This window comes from Mucilaginibacter inviolabilis (genome assembly GCF_011089895.1).
Taxonomy (GTDB): Bacteria; Bacteroidota; Bacteroidia; order Sphingobacteriales; family Sphingobacteriaceae; genus Mucilaginibacter; species Mucilaginibacter inviolabilis.
Genome location: NZ_JAANAT010000001.1, coordinates 267,709 through 290,147 on the forward strand (window position 1 = coordinate 267,709; position 22,439 = coordinate 290,147).

Here is a 22,439-nt window from a genome sequence, read left to right on the forward strand (position 1 = left end):
GCAGGATTGTTTATGACTGTAGCTTCAGCAGGTAACTGTAGGTCATGTCCTTCATTTGCTGAATGTCTGAGGCAAGTACGGGCTTATCAGTATCTTTCCCCAAATCGTCCCATTTGCGTATTTTAACATACATGGGAGCCAGAGGATCCTTTTCAAATTCTGCAGCTTCTTCCGGTGTCATCTTACCTCCTTGAAATTCAAGTGTTTTTTTGCTTGCTTCAGATAGCTCATTATAATAAGCAGGCTCGGCATAAACGAGGTATTTTTTAGCAATAACATGGCTTGATACCAGGTTGGCCATTCTTTGTGGGAAACCCATATCCATAAGGCATTTACCGCCCAGGTCGTCGTGATTTTGCGTTCCGTATATGCCCATTTTTTCCTCATTTTCGAAAAAATGACCAATATCATGAAAGAATGCAGCCAGTACAATCTCATCGTCTTCGCCAGCTGCCTGAGCTAATTGAGCGCATTGCATCATATGCATGAGCATACTCACCCGTTCGCCATATTCCTGTGCTCCATGAGCTTCATATAGGCTAAATATGCGCTCTACAGTATCGTATATCCGTTGTTGTTCCATTGCTAATTCGTTTATATAAATATTAAACCAGTTGGGATATTACTTTGCGTTTTAACACGCAGAGTTTGCTTAATAGGCCATCCCTGTCGGCATAGGTGCCTTGTAAGAAACGCTCACCGGCAGATCCGTCATAAGCACTGCGACCATGCATTACCCTTTCGTTATCCACAATGAAAAGGTCAGTAGCTTCCATCTTGAACTGAACAAAATAACGTTCATCATCAATCATCTTAGCCAGTTGCTGGTAGGCGGCATAAAATGCAGGCATGTTATCTTCATCCACCTCAAATGCCTGTACAGATCTGTTGTTAAACCTAATGGCATTTACTTCACCAAAAACATCAAGACCAATAATTGTATCTGTTCTTTCAATCCACTGATCTTGATTTTCAAACCGGAAAGTTACCGGTGTGGTTGACAGCAAGCGGAACATTTGAGGTGAATACGCTTTCAGATCAGCAATAACTTTAAAGCCATCAACCACTACAGAATTACCACCAACGGCACTGGATTGTAAGCAATGTAGCAATTGCAGTGTAGGTGTAGGGTTACGATAGGGGTTATCGGTATGGGCGCTCAAGCCTAGCGATGTAAATGCCAGATTATTAGGATTAACGGTGGTTTTAACATCAAAAAGTTTCCCATAATTAGTTTCGCGTACATAACCAAATAATTCCACCACCTTGCTTACCATACCTAATTCTGCTGGCACATTACGCAAAACCGCAAAACCATACCTGCTTACATTTGCCAGCCATGAGCACAAAGCTTCATCGCTAACCGATATGGCTCCATAATCACCAACCGGAAGGTGCTGATTTAAGGTAGCATTCCATAATTCAACAGGTTCATGTGCCATATGCTGTTGACGGCGTTCGGCAATGGCTGCTTTTGACAAACGATGGTCAAATAACCATTGTGCACTAAATAAGCTGGTATGATCTTCAGTATCCCAATTGATCAGTACCTCCGTACCATTACGCAGTTCGCTGTTTTGGGCGCTTATAGCTGCATTGATGCATGAAGTTTCAATCAATTTCTGCCCATTGCTATGTATAGTTGATGGCGAGGGACAGTTGTCTCTCAGATACAGATATGGATACTTGGATATTTCTCCGTTTTCCCAGTGAACCACCAGGTTACCCGGAGTTTCAACTATTTTTTCGATTGGTGTTTGTGCGCTCATGATCGTACTATTTTATTATTGGGGTATTAAAATTGATAATCTGTTATTTGGCATTGTTTGGATCAATTCCGTATTTGTTTTTTCTTGAGCATGCGTAGTTTACTCAAAAGTCCATCCCTGTCAGCATAGGTGCCCTGAAGGTGCCTTTTTCCTTCTTTGCTGTCAAAACTTGTGCGGCCATGCAGGATCCGCTCATTATCAACTATAATAAGCTGCCCGGGTGTCATTTTAAATTTTACCTGGAAATCCGTATTATCAAGCATACGCGCAAAGGTCTGGTAGGCCTTATAAAACAGTATAATGAGCTGGTTGTCTATCTCAAAAGGTTGAATTGCTCTATTATTGAACCTTAAGGAAGATATTTCTTTTTGCGGATCAAGACCAATAATAGTGGCCTTCCGTTCTATCCAGTGATCTTTATCCCGGAAACGGAAGTTTACCGGTACGGTACTTAATAAGTCAAAAAGATAAGGATATTTTATTCTGAACTCTGCAGCTACCCTAAAGCCATCCACTACGATGGTGTCGCCACTTTGTACCTGGTTATGTAAACAATGTAATAATTGAAGCGTAGGTACAGGATCGCGATATGGATTATCTGTACTTGGGCTCAATGCCAATGAAGTATAAGTGAGATTATTGGGCTGAAGTACTGTTTTTTCATTATAAATACGGCCATAGTTTGTTTCGCGCACATAACCAAATAAACGCGCAACCTCAGCAACAGCGCCATGTCGAACAGGTACATTATTTAAAACCGCAAACCCATACCGGCGTACATATTCCAGCCAAACTGTAAGCGAGGAGTTATCCTCAATAACCTGCTGATATTCTGCCTGCGGCACTCCAATATCGAGGGTGCTGTTCCATAATTCAACAGGTTCAAAAAGTCTGTGCTTCATTTCGCGCTTTTCAATTTCCTGTTTTGAAAGACAGTGATCCCGTAACCATTTTGCCGTGAACTCACTCTGATGCCCGTCTTGTTCCCAGGTAATATTTATCATGTCGTTGTGTACAAGATCAATATGTCTGGGTCTTATATCGGCGTCAAGTTGTGCAGTTTCAGTTATTCTTTGGCCGTTTTGATGAATATTTAATGGAGAAGGGCAGTTATCTCTTAAATAGATGTAGTAAAAGATGCTGGTATGCCCATCTCCCCATAAAATGGTAAGCCCAGTTTTATCAATTGAATAACTAACGATAGTATACTTGTCCATAATGGGCTGATCAACAATATTTACTGGGTCAAAACTGAGTAAACAGTATGATCAAATATTTAACGCTATGTTAAGTATTGGGCCTATTTGTTAACAAAAAGTAATGTACTTAAGATAAAAAAGGGGAGAGTAATCAGGAATAATATCAGAAAAAGAGATTGAAAAGTATGATTATTTAATTATTGAATAATGTTAAAGTAATATTGTGTGTTTTAGTATTGAGGCTTTGTGAATTTATTACAGCTAAATGTATTAGATAAACTAAAAACTGGTACCACCGCTGTGTTATCCGAATGGATTAAATTAACTATAAAGCAGGTAATTGTAAATCTGAAAATACTTATTAAATTTATCAGCCAATTTTTAAACTTTCAACCACTTGTATAATCAGCTCCTATACAAAGAAGATATTAAACGATTAATTGCCGGAGACGAAACCGCATTTAGATTAGCGTATGGTGTTTATAGTGAAAAAATTTACAAGCTAGCTTATAGATTTCTAAAGGATCCGGATTTGAGTGCCGAAATTGTTCAGGAGACTTTTATAACATTTTGGATAAACAGAGACAAACTGGATCCGGATGTAGATTTATGGCCCTATCTACATGTTATCACCAAACGACTTTCAATTAATTCATTAAAACAGATCTACAAATCGACTGATAACCTGAAGTTGTTAATTCAGCGTACTATTCTGGAACATAACTATACAGACGAGCATGTGGCTGCAGATGACCTTAAAATATTTACCCAAAAGATCATTGATCAGCTTCCCCGGCAGCAACAATTGGTTTTTAAGCTGAGCAGGAACGAGGGTTTATCCTACAAAGAAATCGCGGACAGGCTGCAAATTTCACAACATACGGTTAGAAATCATATGATTCAGGCATTAAAAACGCTGAAAACCCACCTGAAATCTGCCGACCTAATTTTCTTTTTGGTCATGATCATCCGCCATTAAATTTTTTTTTCATATTGACTAGACTTACCCCTTGAGTTATTTTGTACTGTATATATAAACCAGCCGTTCCCGGCAAATTATAAACAAACAGAACAATGAATAAAGCAAGGCTGCACAACTTGTTGCATCAATATTTAAATGGCCTTATAAGTGAGGATGACTGTATCGAGTTATTAGATTACATCGATCATGCAGGCACTGATGAAATTGCTGATGCAGTTACCGTTGATCTGGTTGATTTGGAAAAATCTCCTCAATTTGGAGAACAGCAGACAGGTGAAATCTTTCAGCGGATCCAATCTGATTTCCGTTTCAAAGAATCATCTCAGGTAAAGAAAGATCAAACTCCTATAGTCAAACTGTACAAAAACAGATGGCTTCAAATAGCAGCCGCCTGTTTCCTTTTGTTAACGGGAGGGGTATTATACTTTTCGCATCAAAATAAACCTAAAACAGACGCAAGCCAATTAATGGCTTCCCGTAAAACGCTAATTGTACCTGGATCTAACAAAGCGTTCTTAACTATGGCCAATGGCAAAATTATCTTGCTTTCCAATGCAAGCAATGGCGTACTGGCTAAAACAAACTCTGGCAACATATCGAAAATCCGTAACGGACAAATAGTATATAATACGACAGGTGCCGGAAAGATAAATGATGGTCAATCCATCGGGGATAATATATTAACTACGCCTAAAGGGGGCGAATATGAGGTGGTTTTACCCGATGGTACTAAAGTATGGCTAAATGCAGCCTCATCCTTAAATTATCCGGTTGCATTTACTGGCAATGATCGTCAGATTAAATTGATAGGTGAAGCATATTTTGAAGTGGCAAAAAATAAAGATAAACCCTTTTATGTAAACATTAATAATGTACAGGTACGGGTATTAGGAACTCATTTCAACGTTGAGGCATATAACGATGATGAGAATATCAAAACCACTTTATTGGAAGGATCCGTACAGATAAGCAAGAACAATACTCACTCCATTCTTGCGCCGGGTCAGCAGGCAGTTATCAATAAGAATTCCAACAACATTGTTGTATCTACCGCTGATATTGATGATGCAATGGCCTGGAAAAATGGGTATTTTATTTTCGATCATGATAATATCCAGGGTATTATGAAAAAAGTATCACGCTGGTATGATGTTGATGTTACCTACCAGGGGAATTTTACCGACTTAAAATTTGGAGGCACTTTTTACCGGTCAAAAAGTGTCGAAGAGTTATTACAACATCTGGAAAGTGTAGGGAATATTCATTTTGCTATAAAAGGAAGGAGGATAATTGTGATGAATTAACTTATTATTCAACCAACAATTATCTGTTAAAGTTAACCAGGAGCGCTCCAACGCCCCTGGTCATATGCCAGATAATAAAACATTGCAGCTAATACAATTTCTTACTTAATCTAACATTCAAATGTATAAAATTTTTACAAATTTTATTTACAGCAAGCTTCCTTGCGGTATTTATAAACCTCTGCTCGTCATGAAATTAACCCTTATTTTGCTCTCGGTAACCTTTCTACAGGTGTCCGCGACAACTTATGCTCAAAAGGTTACTTTAAAGCTTAAAAATGCAACTATTAAAGAAGCTTTCAAGAAAATACAGGCACAAACCAAGTATGATTTTTTGTATACCGAAGATGAGCTCGTATTAGCAGAACCGGTCACTTTAGATCTGAACAATATAAGTTTAAAGGAAGCTTTGGATATCTGTTTCCGCAACCAGCCCTTGGGTTACAGGATTGTAAATACAACCATTTTGGTGAATAAAAAGCCTGTAATATCAAAAGAAAAGGTAAACCGAAAAACTATTACCGGGCAGGTAACAGATGATAAAGGGGGAGTCCTGCCTGGGGTTACTGTTAGAGAAAAAGGCACCTCTAACACAGTTGTGACAGATACGGAAGGAAAGTACAGCATTTCCGTAACTGATGATAATGCCTTGTTGGTATTTAGTTTTATTGGGTTTGATACACAGGAGGTAACTGCCGGTGGCAACACTTTAATTAATATAAAGCTCAAGGAAAATAACACGAGTCTTAGCGAGGTTGTTGTTGTTGGTTATGGTACACAAAGTAGGGTAAACATAAATGGTGCGGTAAGTACAGTTGGCGCTAAAGACATCGGCAGTAAACCCGTCCTGAATACTTTTCAGGCCTTGCAGGGCGAATCACCCAATTTAATTATCCAGCAAAGCTCGCTTGATCCGGGCGCTGATGCCGTTGTAAACATAAGAGGCGTGGGCACAACCGGCAGCAATGATCCTTTAGTGGTGATTGATGGAATTGTAACCCAGGGCAGTAACAGCTTAAATACAATCAACCCCAATGACATAGCAAGCGTTACTATACTAAAAGATGCCGGTTCGGCCGCCATCTATGGTTCGCGCGCGGCTAATGGGGTAATATTAGTTACAACCAAAAGTGGAAAACTGAACCAAAAACCTACTATAAGTTATAACGGAAGTTACGGCACACAAGTACCTGATATATTGGTGCATAAAATAAGCGCTGCCGATAACGCTTATGATAAAAATATGGCGTTGGTAAATTCAGGCCTGGCGCCGGCCTATTCACCAGAGCAAATACAAGAACTACAGGCCGAAGGCAGAGGAACCTGGGATGTAAATCATTTGGTGTACAATGCTCCTTTACAATCGCACAATTTAAATATAACAGGAGGTGGCGAAACAAATTCTTATTTTATAGGAGCCGGTTACCAGGATCAAATGAACAGTTTTGTTGGTAATGGTGGCTCAGGCAGTAAATTTGGATATCAAAAATATAACCTGCGTTTAAACCAAACTTCAATAATTGGTAAATTTAAATTTAATGTAATACTAAATTATACCAAAACCCGTAACAAAACCACAAGTGGCAGTGAAGGTTTTATTATTGCGGATGCCAATCGTGTGCCTGCAAATTATAACTGGCAGGATGCTAATGGTAACTACCTGACCAATCCGGTATCCTCTCAACTAAATTCATTAGGCTTACTACAAAAAGGAGGGTTTAACCAAAGCGATAATGATGAAATTTTCGGGAACTTGAATGGTACTTTAAGCATTACCAAAGACTTAAAGTTAACCGGTGTATTTGGCGGTACCCTCAATAACAATGGTAGTTTTTATAATGACAAAGTAGTTAACTTTTTACCGGTAGGAGCATCAGCAAATAATGATCTCACGGTTGCTGATGGGAATTACAAAAAGAACCTGTTCAACACACAGCTATATTTAAATTATGGCAAAAGCATAGGTAAGCATACAATTAACGCTACCCTTGGTGTTTCGAGCGAAAGCTATAGCGGAAGAGGGTTTAACTTATCTAAAAGCCTTACAGATCCTACATTAGGAACTCCTACAACTGGTACTACTATAAGCCCTACCGGCTCAAATAATAGTGTTGGTATTGACGCCAATAGTCTGCTTTCGGCCTATGGTCGCGTAAACTATAATTATCAAAACCGGTACTTTCTGGATTTTGTATTTCGGGAAGATGCTTCATCTAAGTTTGCACCGGGTAAAAGAGCGAGTTTCTTTCCCTCTGTAAATGCAGGCTGGCTGTTATCAGATGAGAAGTTTATGAAACAGTTTAGCAATACTCTCAACTATTTTAAATTAAGGGCATCATACGGTATATTGGGTAATCAAAATGTTGGCAATTTTCAATACCAGACAACTTATTTTAACTATACGGCGGCCTATGGGTTTAATAATACATTGGTGGGTGGCGCCGGCACTTATCAATCCAATCCAGATCTGACATGGGAAAGCGCAGCAACATTTAATGTTGGTGTTGATTTTAGTTTATTTAACGATAAACTTACCGGGTCATTTGATTATTTCAACAAAGTAACCCGTAATATTTTACAAACCCCTCAGGATGTACCTTCTATTTTTGGAGCCGGACTTGCAGATGCTAATGTGGCTAAAGTTAGGGATGCGGGATGGGAGGCCCAGCTAACCTATACCTTAAGAACTAAAGGCGTTACCCAAAGCTTTAGTGCCAACATAGCAGATAATCAAAACACCTTATTAAAATTAACTGGAACGGCAACCGAGCAAATTACACAGCCGGATGTTTATGGATTAATAAGAAAAGTAGGTCAGCCAATAACAGAATATTATGGTTATGAAACAAATGGCCTGTACCAGAACCAGGCTGATATCAATGCTTCTCCAAAAATAGCTGGACTCGCAGTGCAGCCAGGGGATTTGAAGTTTAAAGATTTAAATCATGATGGCGTAATAGATTCCAAAGATAAAACCGAATTGGGGAACCCTTTTCCTCGATATACATTTGGATTTACCTACCGGATAGCTGCCGCCGGCTTTGATCTGATGGTATTTATACAAGGAGTTGGCAAAAGAGACGAGTTTTTGAGAGGCGAACTGGTTGAACCCTATCAGGGAGGATATGGAGCTACTCTTTATGATCACCAAACTGACTTCTGGACGCCCCAAAATACAAACGCTAAATATCCACGATTAGCCACCTCAGGCCCTTCAAATGTTAATAACTGGCAAACCGGATCTGATCTTTTTAAATATAATGCCGCTTATGCCAGATTAAAAAATGTAAATATTGGCTATACTCTTCCCAAAAGTGTTACCAGAAGATTGGGGATCGAAAAGTTGAGGGTATCTCTTATCGGGCAAAACCTGGCAACCCTTACTAAGCTGAAATTTGCTGATCCGGAAACATCGGAGTTTAATAGCAACCTGAACTTAAATGCCAGTTCAAACAGCCCCCGGAGTTATCTGCTATCTGCATTTTATGGAGCAGGGATCGATTTAACATTTTAACGATAATATTTAAAAATAGAAATATGAACCTTTTAAAAAAGATCTTCATTGCAGTTTTAATAATAACAGCAATTGCGGGATGTAAAAAATTGGATATTGTTCCAACGGATCGGTTTTCAGATGCTACCTTTTGGAAAGTTGATGCCAATGTGTACAATGCACTATATAACAACTACCACCTAATTTATAACGATGGTTTATATTTTAGCGCCGAAGCCCTGTCTGATAATGCCTATTCGCGGGCCGGTGATGTGGCTATTATATCCGGCGGAAACGCCACTGCCAGCACCGGGAAGTTTGCGGGAGATTGGAGCAACTATTACTCAGACATCAAGTCGTGTAACGAGTTTTTAACTTTTGTAAATCAAAACACAACATTATCAAAAGATGTGTTAAACAGGATGATAGCCGAAACACGTTTTTTGCGTGCTTTTGCACATTTCAATTTAACAAAATGGTATGGCGATGTGCCCCTGGTAACCGACAATATTACTCCTGATGAAGCAAAGGTGATAGCCAGAACACCGAAAGCTGATGTTATTAAATTCATTCTTTCTGAACTGGATGCAGCCCTTCCTTATCTGCCTTCAAAAGATCAACTCGCTGTAAGTGAAAATGGAAGAATCACAAAAGGGGCAGCACTAGCCCTGGAAGCACGGGTGCTGCTATATCAGGGCGATAGGATGGCCGATGTGGTGACCGTTTGCGAAAAACTGATCAATAACCAAACAGCCAATGGCACCTACTCACTAAACCCCAGTTATACTGCCTTGTTTAGTGATAAAGTGGTAAACAAAACCAATAATGAAACGATACTTTCTTTGCAATACGTGCCTACTACGCCCCTTTCCTGGTCAGATTTTTTTGATTTCGCACCTTTATCTGTAGGCGGTCGCGTAATTTCCATGTCGCCAACACAGGAACTGGTTAATGATTATATCATGCTTAATGGTAAAGCCATTACCGATGCTACATCTGGTTATGACGAAAACAATCCTTATGTAAACCGTGATCCAAGGTTTACGGCAACCATAGTTTATGATGGTTACAAATGGGATAACGGGGGTGGTGTTAATGGTACAAGTAAAACCATTTACATTAAACCAGGAAGCGATCCTTCGGATAAAAACGGTATACCCGGCGGACCTGATGAGTATGTTGGAGACAGGGAAAGCTCCTCGCCAACAGGTTACTACTGGCGTAAATATTTTGACCCAAACGCACAGGCCAGCTATGTATCAGGTTTAAACCTTCATTTATTCAGGTATGCCGAAATATTACTTGATTATGCGGAAGCAAAAAACAGCCTGGGTCAAATGAATGCTACTATCTGGAACCAAACCATCGGCGCGTTAAGGGCTCGTGCAGGCTTTACAGATCCGGGTGCGTTAAACTATCCAACCACCGGTGATATGACGGCCATTATCAGGCGTGAAAGAAGGGTTGAACTTGCTTTGGAGGGATTGAGGGTTGATGATATCAGAAGATGGAAGATAGCCGAGGTGGTGATGAACGGTTATGCCCATGGCGCCAGGTTTTCCGGCGATTTTACTACCGATAATGGATATATCAGAGCTCAGAAAAGGCAATTTAATCCATCAAGAGATTATTTATGGGCAATACCCGCCAATGACCTTAGCCTTGATAAAAATCTTACTCAAAATCCTGGTTATTAATTTATTATTATAAATAAGTAAAATGAAGACTTTTATAAAATTAAGCTTCATGATTATTTTAATCATGATAGCTTTTACATCCTGTAAAAAGGATACAAGGGCACTGAATACTGATGTGGCGCCGGTTGCTGCATTGAATGCACCTGCAAATCAGGCGAGTTTTAACTTACAACCCACAACCGGACCGAGCGTGTTGTTTACATGGACTGCCAGCACAACACAAGATCTGGTACTGTATGAAGTGGCATTTGATAAAGCCGATGGTGATTTTAGTAAACCAATCTATAAAGTGCTTTCTGATGGTTCTGGTGTTCAGCCACAGGCCACAATAACCCAAAAGGTTTTAAATACGGTTGCCTCGTTGGCGGGCATCGCCTCATTAAGTACCGGGACATTTAAATGGGCGGTTATTACTTCAAAAGCAACCAATGCAAAAGTTAGTGGCGAGAGTCATACTATTCAGGTCACAAGGCCAGCTGGTTTTGCGGTGCTTCCTAACACACTTTACCTTACAGGTACCGCTACAGAGCAGGGTGACGATATCACAAAAGCCATCGCTTTCAAAAAAACCGGCGACGGAACTTTTGAACTTTACACTTCTCTGCAGCCAGGCAGCTATACCTTAGTGGATAAAAACAGCGGGACTCCAACTGTATACTCGATACAAAATAACACCTCAGTTATAGCCGGTGGAAGTACAGCGGTAACGGGTGCTAAAAATGTTTATCGAATCTCTATAGATCTGAGTAATGCTGCCGCAACGCTTACGCAGATTGTTTCTGTTGGCTTTTTCTCTGCACCGGATAACAAAGTTTACTTTACCTTACCCTACATAGGCAACAGCCAATGGGAAATCGCTAATACAACTATAGTCATTCCAAAAGAATCCTATGGGTTGGACAGCCGGTATAAATATAAATTTGTGGTTATGGACGCTGCCGGAAACCAATCTGTGGAGTGGTATGGAAGCGTAAATTCAGATAACCCCGATCCATCTGCCACTTCACCTTTGTCGTATTATTATATGTATCCGGTTGATAACTCGCAGTATAATTTCTGCTTCAAGATTCTTCCTGCTGCCAATAATCAAAACTGTAATGTTAATGTGAATTATAGTCCGGGCATTGCCAATTATACCAATACCATCATTATAAAATAAATTTTTAAAAGGCTGCGCTTTATAAAGCGCAGCTTTTGTTAATAAAACCGATATACCTATGAAAAAGAAATGGACTCTTGATATAACAACCATATTTATGGTGTGGATTGTACTGGCAGCATGTTCCTGCTCAAAGAAGAACGACCCTGTAACATCTCCTAAAGTGCCTGATACAACTGTAAAAAGCGTGACTTATAATTACTTATCGCTGGCTGATTCATTGCAAAGCACTACTTATTCAACCTTTATATCAGCCAATGGGAATTACTTTATCCAAAATAACGCGGGTAATACTAACTTTAATTACTGGCCCAATGCGCACATGCTGGATGTTTTGACTGATGCGTATTTAAGAACTCAAAGCTCTGTTTATACCCAACGTATGAAAGCGCTGTTAAACGGAATTAAAATAGCGAACGGTGGAGGCTATCCCAATGAATTTTATGATGATATGGGCTGGCTGGCCAACGCCAGTCTGAGAGATTATTTAATAACCCACGATGCTGATTATCTGAATGTGGCGCAGCAATTATATACTGAAATAAAAGGGGGATCAAATACCATTGCAGGAGGCGGGATTGCTTGGCAACGATCTCAACTCTATTATAAAAACATACCTTCAACCGGGAATGCAACTATTCTGGCCGCCCGTTTTTATGAATTGCAAAACAAACCGGAAGATCTTGCTTTGGCTAAAAGCTTATATAGCTGGATGAAAAGCAGTCTGGTTAACCCAACATCTGGCCTGGTATTGGATGGTATTAACCGGAACCAGGACGGGCAGGTTGATAACTGGATATTTACCTATAACCAGGGCTTATTTATTGGTTCGGCTGTTGAACTTTATAATATTACAAAGGATCCTATGTATCTTCAGGATGCCATACGTACCGCTAACAACGAAATCGCTGATCCGAACCTTACAGTAAATGGAATACTCAAAAATGAAGGACAAGGAGACGGTGGTTTATTTAAAGGAGTTGTGGTACGCTATCTAACCCTGTTGGTTGAGCTGCCTGATCTGGATGCGAATAATAAAGCTAAATATGCCAACTTTTTGCAACAAAACGCCCAGTCGCTTAGTGCTAAGGGTATAAGCAGGCCATCCATGATGATAAGCCCGGATTGGACTAAACTTCCATCTGGTAGTACCGATCTTACCACCCAGTTAAGTGGTGTCATGATGATTGAATCAGCAGCTAAATTAAAAGCTGAAGGAAAAATTCAATAAAAGTACACTCGCAATTTTGGATCAATTGATTTAATCAAGCTATTTTTAAAGATGAGAAATTTTGCTAAAAGCATTTTAAACGTAATAATGGCCATTCTTCTTGCATCAACTGTCGGAAGCGCTCAAACAACAACTTATACAAAATATGTAAACACCTTTATTGGCTCGGAGGGAGTTACCGATCCTAAGATTCTGGGTTATGAGTTACCAAAAGGCTGGCGGGCATGGTCTGGGCTTACCTTTCCTGGCAGTTCGTTGCCTAACGCCATGGTGCAATTAAGTCCGATGACAAAATTTCAGCCCGCTGGTGCCGGATATGAGTATGAGGATTCAGTTATCGTAGGCTTTACGCATACCAATAAAGGCCATTGGAATTTGGGTAACATTCCCATTCTGCCGCTTTCAAACCCGGGTACACAATTTGGCTCAAGGTTTACGCACAAAAACGAAAGCTCTTCTCCCGGCTTTTACCAGGTATACCTGGATGATTATCATGTTAACGTGAGTCTAACATCTACATTAAGGTGCGGGTACCACAAGTACGAATATAAAAACAATACAGACAGACAAATACTTTTTGACTTATCAAAAGCGCTTAGTCATGTATCAACCTGGAAGATTGACCAGGCTGGGGATTTTGCTTTACAGGGTTTCCAGAGCGGTGAAAACGTGTACTTTTATGCAATACTGAATACCAAAATTGAAAAATTAGAAAAGAAAGATGAAGGCCAACACACCGGCTTTGCCATAGTTCATTTGGCTAATGGTAGTACAGGTCCCGTGGAACTAAAAATAGGCCTGTCATTTGTGAGTGTAGAAAACGCCAAACAAAATCTGGAAAAAGAAATAGGCAATAAAACATTTGAAGTAGTTCGGAAAGAAGCCAACCAAAAATGGGAGATGTTATTATCATCTATCCAGGTGAAAGGCGGAACTTACAAACAAAAGCAAATGTTCTATTCGTGTTTTTACAGATCATTTTTGTGGCCGGCATTGCGTAGCGATGTAAATGGAGAATTTAAGGATATCAAAAATAATGTGGTAAAAACTGGCATTACCTATTATACAGAGCCTTCTTTATGGGATACCTATCGTAATAAGGATGTACTTTTAGGTCTTATCAGCCCCGATGTTACACTTAATGTTATTAAATCGCTGAAAGATAAGGGGGATAAAACAGGCTTTATACCCACTTTTTTTCATGGTGATCATGCTGCGTCTTCTATTGCGGGTGCTTATCTCAGAGGCATTGATGATTTCGATATCAAAGGCATCTATCAGTTATTGCTAAGAAATGCCAATATAGAAGGTGGGACGCGTCCATTCATAACAGAGTATATCAAAAAAGGCTATATATCTGACCCTGATATTACTAATCCTAATGTAGAGAGTAAGGGTAAAGCCGGAGTATCCAAAACCTTAGAATATGCCTATGACGATTATTCTGTAGCTCAGATCGCCAAAAAATTGGGTGATACCGCCAATTACAGGATCTTAATGGCAAGATCCAAAAACTATAAAAATGTATTTGATCCCTCAACAAAATTTATGAGGGGCCGGTTAGAAAATGGAGAATGGGTGAAAAACTTTAATCCTGAATATCCTTACTATGAATATATGTACAGGGAGGCGAATGCCTGGCAGGTATCCTTCTTCGCCCCTCATGATATGCCCGGATTGGTTAAACTATATGGCGGATCGAAAAACTTTGAAGCGAAGCTGGATTCGTTTTTTACCATGCCATGGAATCCTCATTACATTGCCAGAAATGTAGAAACTATGGTGGGCCAATATTGCCAGGGTAATCAGCCCGATCATGAGGCGCCTTTTGCCTATTATTTTGTTGGCAAACCATGGAAATCACAAAAGATCCTTGATCATATATTAAATAACTTATATGGCATTGGAGAAAGAGGATTGGAGCTTAGCGGAATGGATGACGCAGGGGAAATGTCAGCGTGGTATGTATTCAGCGCTTTAGGCCTTTATCCTTTTTCGGCCACTGACCCCGAGTATTTGGTTACAGTTCCGCTTTTCGATGAAGTAAAATGGAAAACAAATACAGGTAAAATATTAACCATAACAAAACCCGGAAAGGGGAGAGCATTAACAGCTATAAAAGTAAACGATAAGGAAATTAAGGGCTATTTTGTGCCAAATAACCTATTTCATAGCGGCGGCAAGATTGAGGTTATGACAAAGTAGTTAACCTGCCAGGAAGTTATCGTAGGATTCATTTAACTCTCTTTTGGACAAAAGCCTTATAGTCAATAAATTTAACCCCATTAAAAAACTAAGAGCATTTTCTTTAGCCGGTTGGATGTATTTGTTTTTCAACCGGCTTTAATTTTATCTCAACCACCACTTAAGGTATCATCAAAACCTGTATTTATTCAATAAATAATCCATCCCAATGGTCAATTAATACAATTAAGGTTAAAATATGGTTATAACTCAGCAATTTTCGAGTAGGATGCATGGCCAGCTAGTTATAGATTTGATCCGCGCCAATAGCTAAAACCAATACAAATTATCTGAATATCTTTTATGAAAAATGTATATTTTCTATTCTATCTATTTTGATTTTTAGCAATGGTGTTGTTAAGGCGCAAAATCAATATTTAAATGACCGTTACTATTAATTTGCTATTTATATCCAGGCAAATTAAAAAGCACTCGTCTGATTAGCATTTTTAAAAACTTGAACTTTATTATGAAACAACTATTGTACATGATAATATTTTCGTGCTTACTGCCTTTTAAACTGCAGGCGCAAAAAATTATTATTGACACTAAGGCATTTGCCATCGTATATCAGCGAGATGTTGAAGGCCATTTGCAGCAAATTTACCTGGGCAAAAAATTATCAGATACTGCAGGATACAGAAATATCAATTCGGCCCTAAGTCCCGCCTATGCAACCGGCGGCTCAACGTATCTTAACGAACCCGCTTTAGCTGTTAAGCATGCCGACGGCAATATGTCCCTTGTTTTGGATTATGTGTCGTCGAGAACGAGCAATGCGGATAACAATATTGTAAATACAGAGATTGAGTTAAAAGACCCTCAATATCCGTTTTTTGTGACACTGCATTACCGCACCTATCAAACGCAAAACATTATTGAAGCCTGGACAAGTATCCGTCATACCGAAAAGTCAGATGTTATACTTAACCGGTATGCATCGGCTTTTATTAATATTCCTTCGCAGCAAAATTACCTCACTCATTTTTACGGAGAGTACAATTATGAAATGCAAGTGCATAAATTCCAGCTTGCTCCGGGCATATTCAGCATTCAGTCAAAACTTGGGGTAAGAACGGCTTGTAATTATAATCCATCCTTTATGGTATCGCCCAATAATGACGTTACCGAAAATGCAGGGGAAGTTTTTGCCGGAACTCTTGCCTACAGCGGAAATTTCGATATTCAGTTTGAATCATTAAAGCTGAATATGGATATGGGCAATTCTTTGAAAATTATCCCGGGCGTCAACGCTTATGCATCAGACTATTCATTAAAGCCAAGAGAAAACTTTGAAACGCCACATTTTATATTCACTTATACTACTAATGGCGAAGGACAGGTAAGTCGTAACTTTCATAACTGGGCCATTAATTATGGAATATGGAACGGACATCAAAAGCGGCAAACCTTATTGAATAACTGGGAAGCCACTTATTTTACTTTTAACCAGGATACACTGGTGAATTTATTCGACGGGGCTAAAAAACTGGGTGTCGATATGTTTTTGCTGGATGATGGGTGGTTTGCCAATAAATATCCGCGCGATAATTCACGAGCGGGGCTGGGTGATTGGGATGTGAATAGAAAAAAATTACCAGATGGTATTGTCTACCTGGTAAAGCAGGCAACAGCAAAAGGGCTGAATTTTGGGATATGGATTGAGCCCGAAATGGTTAATCCTAAAAGCGAGCTGTATGAAAAGCACCCTGATTGGGTATTGAAGGCTCCAAATAGGCCAGAGCATCTTTATCGCACACAATTAGTGTTAGATCTTACTAATCCTGCTGTTCAGGACTTTGTATTTGGAGTTATTGATAAGCTGATGAAGGAATCTCCCAATATTTCCTACATGAAGTGGGACTGTAACCGTTCGATGGATAATGCTTATAGCCCTTATCTTGGAAAAGATCAGGACGCTATGTATGTACGTTATACGCAGGGTTTTTATAAAGTACTTGACCGGGTGCGCGCAAAATATCCTAATCTGGATATGATGTTGTGTGCTAGCGGGGGAGGCCGCGTTGAGTATGGCGCGTTAAAGTATTTCCAGGAATTTTGGCCAAGCGATAATACTTACCCAATGGACAGGATAAAGATTCAATGGGGGTATTCTTATTTTTATCCTGCGCTTGCTATTTGTGCACATGTTACTGCTGCGGGTAGTGAATCGCTGAAATACAAACTGGACGTGGCCATGTCATGTAAGCTGGGTTTCGATATTATGGTAAAAAAAATGAGCGAGCCTGATATTGCCTTAAGCCACACAGTCACTGACAATTATAAACGGCTTCAAAATGTAATCAATTATGGCGATCTGTACCGGCTTGTATCCCCGTATAAAACAAATTTTGCGTCGCTTATGTATGTCGACAGTACAAAAAATAAGGCTGTAGTTTTTGCCTATAATCTTGAAAGTATTGAAGCCGATACTTATCCTGAATTAAAAATGAATGGTCTTGACCCGAATAAGAAATACAGGATTACGGAAATAAATTTAAACAGTGGAGCTAAGGCAAAATTCCCTGAAAATGGTCAGATATTCAGCGGCGAAACATTAATGGAACAGGGACTGAAGTGGTATTTGAAATGGGCGCGTACCAGTTCAGTATTGGAATTGGAAGCTATTTAAAAGACAACATTGGTCACCCAACAAAGCCATAACCTCTCTTATAACAAAGGTTAGGAACCTGTAAGGGAATCTAAGAATTTTGATTTCTTTCGATATTGAGACGGCGTAAAGCCTGTAATTGATTTGAAAAACTTGTTAAAGTTGGGGAGATTATTGTATCCGCTTTGATAACATGCATCTGATATGGAATAACTTTCATTCTGGATCAATTTGCAGGCATGGCCTATTCGCAATTCATTCAGGAACTGTGTAAATGATTTTTGGGTGCGGCTTTTAAAAAAACGACAAAATGAATTGGTTGTCATATTGCATAAATCAGCTACCTCTTTAAGCTCAATATTGTGATGAAAGTTGTGCATTGAAAACTGATATACATCATTTATTCGCTTGGTGTCCTTTTCGTCATACTGATTTTTAAAAGAGAGGCTCGCCAAATAGTTGTACTCCTGCGAGGTTGACAAAATTTCAATAGCTTGCAAAAAATAAATGATCTTTTTAAACCCATTATTTTCCGACATATCTGCAAGTATCTTTGTTACCCTTTTGTTGGTGTCCCCATAAAACCTTAAGCCTCTGGCTGATCTTTTGATGAGTTCTGCTGTAGGGGTTAGAATATTTTGCTCGTCTGTTAAATTCAACAAAAAATCTGGAGGGAAATAAATAACAGTTGATTTAACATTACCCTCTTTCATTTCCTGCTGAAATGCTTCATCATTTTTCCATATATGGGGTAGGTTTGGACCCATTAATACCAGATCACCGGCTTCAAAATTGTCTATATGGTCACCAACAATACGCTTCCCAAAACTTTTTTCTACCCATACCAACTCACAAAGCTGATGAAAGTGTAACGGTGATGTGAGGTAAGCGGTGTCCAATTTCTTTATTTGAATGGTCCTACTGCCAGGTAAATTAATATCTATTAACTGGGGTTTCATTTGCAGATGTATAAGTGTTTAAAATAAAACTAAATTAACTGTTATTTATAATTATAAATTAAATAATGATAAAATAGTTTATTAACTGGCTAAATAGCTTTTTGAAAGTGGATTAGTATACGGTCTATATTTATCCTCAATAAATCAGGATACTTAGCATACTCAATAATCAATGGCAAATAACAATAACTCGGAAGCACTTTGGTCGGACGATGATGAACTTTTTCAATTAATACGTACAGAACTTTATACAGCCGTAGTGGGTGATATTATGGATAAAATGGGTTTTCTTCACCAGTTTTTATCGCCCCAGATCAAACCATTAAGGCAAGATATGTATATTGTAGGAAGAGCAATGACTGTATTGGAAGCAGATGTGATTTCTGAAAGAAGCGAACATAATCCTATCCTAAATAAACCTTTTGGCCTGATGCTGGAAGCTTTGGACGATTTAAAAAAGAATGAAGTGTATGTCTGTGCAGGAGCTTCGCCTACTTATGCTTTGTGGGGCGAGTTAATGAGTGCCAGGGCTATTAAGCTGGGGGCTGCCGGGGCAATAGTGGATGGATATTCAAGAGATAGCAAAGAGATATTAGAGTTGAATTTTCCAACCTTTTCTTACGGTAGCTATGCGCAGGATCAGGCACCACGTGGAAAGGTGATTGATTTTCGGGTGCCAATTAAAATCAATAGAGTTAAAATAAATTCTGGAGACATTGTTTTGGGCGATATCGATGGCGTTTGTGTTGTGCCCAGGGAAATTGAACAAGAGGTATTTAAACTGGCCATTGAAAAAGCCAGGGGCGAAAAAACGGTGCGGAAAAAAATCGAAGAAGGGATGAGTGCAAAGGAGGCATTTGAAAAATATGGTATCCTATAGTAATCGACTTTGTTGGTTGTTTTTGGCCTTTTTTTGTCCTGTTTATTGTTTTGGACAGAGCGCAATCAATGGTTTTGAAATTCCCCGGATTTCACCTTTACCGGCAAGCACAACAGGAACTCAGCAGGTTCAAATTTTGTTAAATGGTAAATGGGATTTTCAGGTGCTGGGGCATGCAGCAAAGCATAACATTAACGTACCCGGCGAATGGGAAATGCAGGGGTTTACCGTAAATGAAGGCGAAACGGCTTTATACAGCTTGAAATTGAATATTCCAGCTGATTGGAAGGGCCGGCAGATAAAAATACGCTTTGATGGTGTAAGTTCTCATGCGGTTGTAAAGATGAATAATATAAAGGTAGGTGAGCACGAAGGTAGTTTTGTTCCATTTGAAGTAGATGTTACCAAGGCTCTTAATTCTGATGAGAATTTATTACAAGTGGAAGTGCAGGCATTAACCATTAGCGATAGGCTTGCATGTACCTCTCAATATGCTGTACACACGGTTGGTGGTTTATTACGTAAAGTAGTTTTGTTTTCAGTGCCTTCAATAAACATTGCTTCTGCTGTAACCACAACAACCTTTGATGCGCAGTTTAAAAATGCCACATTAAAAATACAATCGAACATAGCTAATGAGGCCGTACAATCAGCATCTGCTCAGCTTCAATATGTTTTAACGGATGCAAAAGGTACGGTGATTTTTCAAAAGCTCTCGGCATTGGAAAAAAATGTCGCACCCGGTAGCATGGCTAACTCGCAAACCAGTATTAATGTACATCAACCAGAGCAATGGAATCCTGAACATCCTTACCTTTATCATTTAAAAAGCACTTTATTGGTCAATGGTAAAGCTGTTGAAACAATAAATCAGAACCTGGGATTCAGACAGATTAACATAAAAGATAATCAATTACTGATAAATGGCAGGGTTATAAAATTACACGGCATAAACAGACATTCCATATATCCGTTAACAGGCAGAAGTATTAGTCCTGAATTGGATCGTAAGGATGCTGAATTATTTCGTGCTGCCAATTGTAATTATATCCGCACATCACATTATCCGCCCTCCGAAGAATTCCTAAATGCAGCCGATGAGTTAGGTTTATTTGTAGAAAGTGAAGCCTCTCTTTGCTGGATAAATCACGGTGCATCACCCATCTGGAAAAAATGGGATTATAAAGATGAACGGTTTTTACCTTATATGATTAATGCCGATGTCGAAAATGTATTGGCAGGTCGTAACCATCCATCAATCATCATCTGGTCACTCGGAAACGAGTCGGAGTGGAGCCCTTTGTGGGAAAAGGTATTAGCAGTTGTTAAAATGCTCGATCCTTCGCGTTCGACAACTTTTCATGACCAATGTTGGGGTGGTTATAATAATGCCCATAGTAAAGCCGATATCGCTGTATATCATTATCCTGGCATCAACGGAGCCGCTGCAAGCGATACCATGAAACGTCCGGTTCTTTTCGGTGAGTATGCTCATATTTCTTGTTACAACCGACGCGAATTATTGACTGACCCGGGTGTGCGAAGCAGTTATGGAAAACCCCTGGAAACCATGTATGATTCCATGTACTATCATAAAGGGTGCCTTGGCGGTGCTATATGGAGTGGCATTGATGATACTTTTCATATGCCCGACGGGAGGATTATAGGTTATGGCCCCTGGGGACCTATAGATGGGTGGCGCCGACCAAAACCAGAGTATTTTGGTATGAGAAAGGCCTATTCGCCTATAAAAATAAAGCAGATTATTTGGCCATCCGCTGGTAAAAAGTATATTGAACTCAGTGTAGAGAACCGGTATGATTTTATCTCATTAAAAGAGGTGACGATTACTGCTGTTTTAAATGGTGTTCCGCAACTAGTTAAAGCAGATATTAGACCCCACAGTAGCGGAGTTATCAGAATTCCTGCCGGTAATGTAAAAACGCTGGAAATAAACTTTAAAGACCCACGGGGTTTTATTGCCGATGAAGAAAAATATGAAACAACGGTTGATGAACCTATATTAACTAATCAGGATGTGGTGGCAGTATCCTACACAGAAAATGATGCCGCTTACATGGTAAAACAAGGCGATGTACAATATATCATCAGCAAAAATACGGGTATCATTATCTCGGCACGAAAAGGTGAGGTGGAGATATTGAAACAAGGTCCGGTATTTAGCATGGTACCCATGAATGATGAGGATGGCGGTAAACCCAACGTAGCAGGAGAAACATATCAGAATAATATTTATCCGCTTAAAAACTATCCTTCATATACTTTATTTGCCAGTAATATTATAGTACAAAAGACTGATTCGGGATTGAAATTTTCTATGGATATTACTTATGCTGATTGTAAAGGAAAACAAAGCTATTTGTTTACGAATGATGGGAAATTGATAACCGAATACGAGGTACAATATACAAAGGCCGATAGATCTCCGTACCAATATGGATTAATGTTACAGTTGCCAAAATCATTTAACCAGCTCACTTGGAAACGAAAAGCAGAATTTACTGTTTATCCGGCAAATGATATAGCCCGGGCAATAGGTACTGCCAAGCTTAATGCAAAGCACATGAAGGCGGTGGAGGATTGGGGTATTGTACAAAAAAGTGACTGGAAAGACGATACAAATGATTTGGGAAGCAATGATTTTCGTTCTACCAAGCGATATATTCAAAACGCATCACTACAGAATGATCTGGGAAATTTGGTTAATGTACTTTCTGATGCAACTCAAGCTTCCCGTACATGGTTGCAGGACGAACATATAAACTGGTTGATAGCTGATTATTGTAACAATGGATCAGAACCATTTTATGGGTCTCCGCATTCAGCCGGAAGAATTAAAATAAAAGATAATGTTTTAAAAGGGAAACTAGTACTTATATTGAAATAAAAT

Annotated in this window: 14 protein-coding genes; 10 read left to right on the top strand and 4 right to left on the bottom strand. The window is 39.3% G+C overall.

The genetic code is table 11. The annotated features are described in order from the left end of the window. Positions 1-10: 10 nt before the first annotated feature. The 3 genes from G7092_RS01050 to G7092_RS01060 all read right to left on the bottom strand — a co-directional run bounded on the left by G7092_RS01050 (position 11) and on the right by G7092_RS01060 (position 2,986). On the bottom strand, positions 11-583 hold the full coding sequence (locus G7092_RS01050) for an HD domain-containing protein (RefSeq protein WP_166085322.1): 573 nt from the start codon (positions 581-583) through the stop codon (positions 11-13). 22 nt (positions 584-605) lie between these two features. Beyond that, positions 606-1,769 carry a 2-trimethylaminoethylphosphonate dioxygenase gene (gene tmpA, locus G7092_RS01055; protein ID WP_166085325.1) on the bottom strand — a complete coding sequence of 388 codons (1,164 nt, stop codon included), beginning with the start codon at positions 1,767-1,769 and terminating at the stop codon, positions 606-608. A gap of 62 nt (positions 1,770-1,831) precedes the next feature. Next, on the bottom strand, positions 1,832-2,986 hold the full coding sequence (locus G7092_RS01060) for a TauD/TfdA family dioxygenase (protein WP_166085327.1): 1,155 nt from the start codon (positions 2,984-2,986) through the stop codon (positions 1,832-1,834). Positions 2,987-3,365: 379 nt separating this feature from the next. Between G7092_RS01060 and G7092_RS01065 the strand changes: the two genes are divergently transcribed. From G7092_RS01065 to G7092_RS01100, 8 genes are all read left to right on the top strand, one after another. Beyond that, positions 3,366-3,947, top strand: coding sequence for an RNA polymerase sigma factor (locus G7092_RS01065; RefSeq protein WP_166085329.1), 582 nt, complete (start codon positions 3,366-3,368; stop codon positions 3,945-3,947). 95 nt (positions 3,948-4,042) lie between these two features. After that, positions 4,043-5,254, top strand: a complete 1,212-nt coding sequence (locus G7092_RS01070; protein WP_166085331.1) for a FecR family protein — start codon at positions 4,043-4,045, stop codon at positions 5,252-5,254. 190 nt (positions 5,255-5,444) lie between these two features. After that, positions 5,445-8,768 (top strand): TonB-dependent receptor, encoded by a 3,324-nt coding sequence (locus tag G7092_RS01075; RefSeq protein WP_166085333.1) that lies wholly within the window; start codon positions 5,445-5,447, stop codon positions 8,766-8,768. A gap of 23 nt (positions 8,769-8,791) precedes the next feature. Next, positions 8,792-10,444: a RagB/SusD family nutrient uptake outer membrane protein gene (locus G7092_RS01080; protein WP_166085335.1), complete on the top strand. Its 1,653-nt coding sequence runs from the start codon at positions 8,792-8,794 to the stop codon at positions 10,442-10,444. A 49-nt stretch (positions 10,445-10,493) separates the two neighbouring features. Continuing rightward, a complete protein-coding gene (locus tag G7092_RS01085) occupies positions 10,494-11,603 on the top strand; it encodes a SusE domain-containing protein (RefSeq protein ID WP_166085337.1) in 1,110 nt (369 codons plus the stop codon). 58 nt (positions 11,604-11,661) lie between these two features. Continuing rightward, the gene (locus G7092_RS01090; RefSeq protein ID WP_166085339.1) at positions 11,662-12,834 is read left to right on the top strand and encodes a glycoside hydrolase family 76 protein; all 1,173 of its coding nucleotides are present in this window, start codon (positions 11,662-11,664) and stop codon (positions 12,832-12,834) included. Positions 12,835-12,885: 51 nt separating this feature from the next. Beyond that, positions 12,886-15,039: a GH92 family glycosyl hydrolase gene (locus G7092_RS01095; protein ID WP_166085341.1), complete on the top strand. Its 2,154-nt coding sequence runs from the start codon at positions 12,886-12,888 to the stop codon at positions 15,037-15,039. A 508-nt stretch (positions 15,040-15,547) separates the two neighbouring features. Then, entirely contained in the window at positions 15,548-17,710 is a 2,163-nt protein-coding gene (locus G7092_RS01100; protein WP_166085342.1) for an alpha-galactosidase, read from the top strand. A gap of 50 nt (positions 17,711-17,760) precedes the next feature. On the opposite strand, the gene G7092_RS01105 is transcribed toward G7092_RS01100, so the two are convergent. Beyond that, positions 17,761-18,648 (bottom strand): AraC family transcriptional regulator, encoded by an 888-nt coding sequence (locus G7092_RS01105; RefSeq protein WP_166085344.1) that lies wholly within the window; start codon positions 18,646-18,648, stop codon positions 17,761-17,763. Between the two features lie 172 nt (positions 18,649-18,820). Between G7092_RS01105 and G7092_RS01110 the strand changes: the two genes are divergently transcribed. Both G7092_RS01110 and G7092_RS01115 read left to right on the top strand, forming a co-directional pair. Further along, positions 18,821-19,528, top strand: coding sequence for an RraA family protein (locus G7092_RS01110; protein WP_166085346.1), 708 nt, complete (start codon positions 18,821-18,823; stop codon positions 19,526-19,528). Positions 19,529-19,664: 136 nt separating this feature from the next. Continuing rightward, the gene (locus tag G7092_RS01115; RefSeq protein WP_166085348.1) at positions 19,665-22,436 is read left to right on the top strand and encodes a glycoside hydrolase family 2 TIM barrel-domain containing protein; all 2,772 of its coding nucleotides are present in this window, start codon (positions 19,665-19,667) and stop codon (positions 22,434-22,436) included. Positions 22,437-22,439: the final 3 nt, after the last annotated feature.

Coding starts and splice junctions, on each gene's coding strand:
- G7092_RS01050 (WP_166085322.1), bottom strand. CDS start 583: ATGGAACAACAACGGATATACGATACTGTAGAGCGCATATTTAGCCTA.
- tmpA (WP_166085325.1), bottom strand. CDS start 1,769: ATGAGCGCACAAACACCAATCGAAAAAATAGTTGAAACTCCGGGTAAC.
- G7092_RS01060 (WP_166085327.1), bottom strand. CDS start 2,986: ATGGACAAGTATACTATCGTTAGTTATTCAATTGATAAAACTGGGCTT.
- G7092_RS01070 (WP_166085331.1), top strand. CDS start 4,043: ATGAATAAAGCAAGGCTGCACAACTTGTTGCATCAATATTTAAATGGC.
- G7092_RS01075 (WP_166085333.1), top strand. CDS start 5,445: ATGAAATTAACCCTTATTTTGCTCTCGGTAACCTTTCTACAGGTGTCC.
- G7092_RS01080 (WP_166085335.1), top strand. CDS start 8,792: ATGAACCTTTTAAAAAAGATCTTCATTGCAGTTTTAATAATAACAGCA.
- G7092_RS01085 (WP_166085337.1), top strand. CDS start 10,494: ATGATTATTTTAATCATGATAGCTTTTACATCCTGTAAAAAGGATACA.
- G7092_RS01090 (WP_166085339.1), top strand. CDS start 11,662: ATGAAAAAGAAATGGACTCTTGATATAACAACCATATTTATGGTGTGG.
- G7092_RS01095 (WP_166085341.1), top strand. CDS start 12,886: ATGAGAAATTTTGCTAAAAGCATTTTAAACGTAATAATGGCCATTCTT.
- G7092_RS01100 (WP_166085342.1), top strand. CDS start 15,548: ATGAAACAACTATTGTACATGATAATATTTTCGTGCTTACTGCCTTTT.
- G7092_RS01105 (WP_166085344.1), bottom strand. CDS start 18,648: ATGAAACCCCAGTTAATAGATATTAATTTACCTGGCAGTAGGACCATT.
- G7092_RS01110 (WP_166085346.1), top strand. CDS start 18,821: ATGGCAAATAACAATAACTCGGAAGCACTTTGGTCGGACGATGATGAA.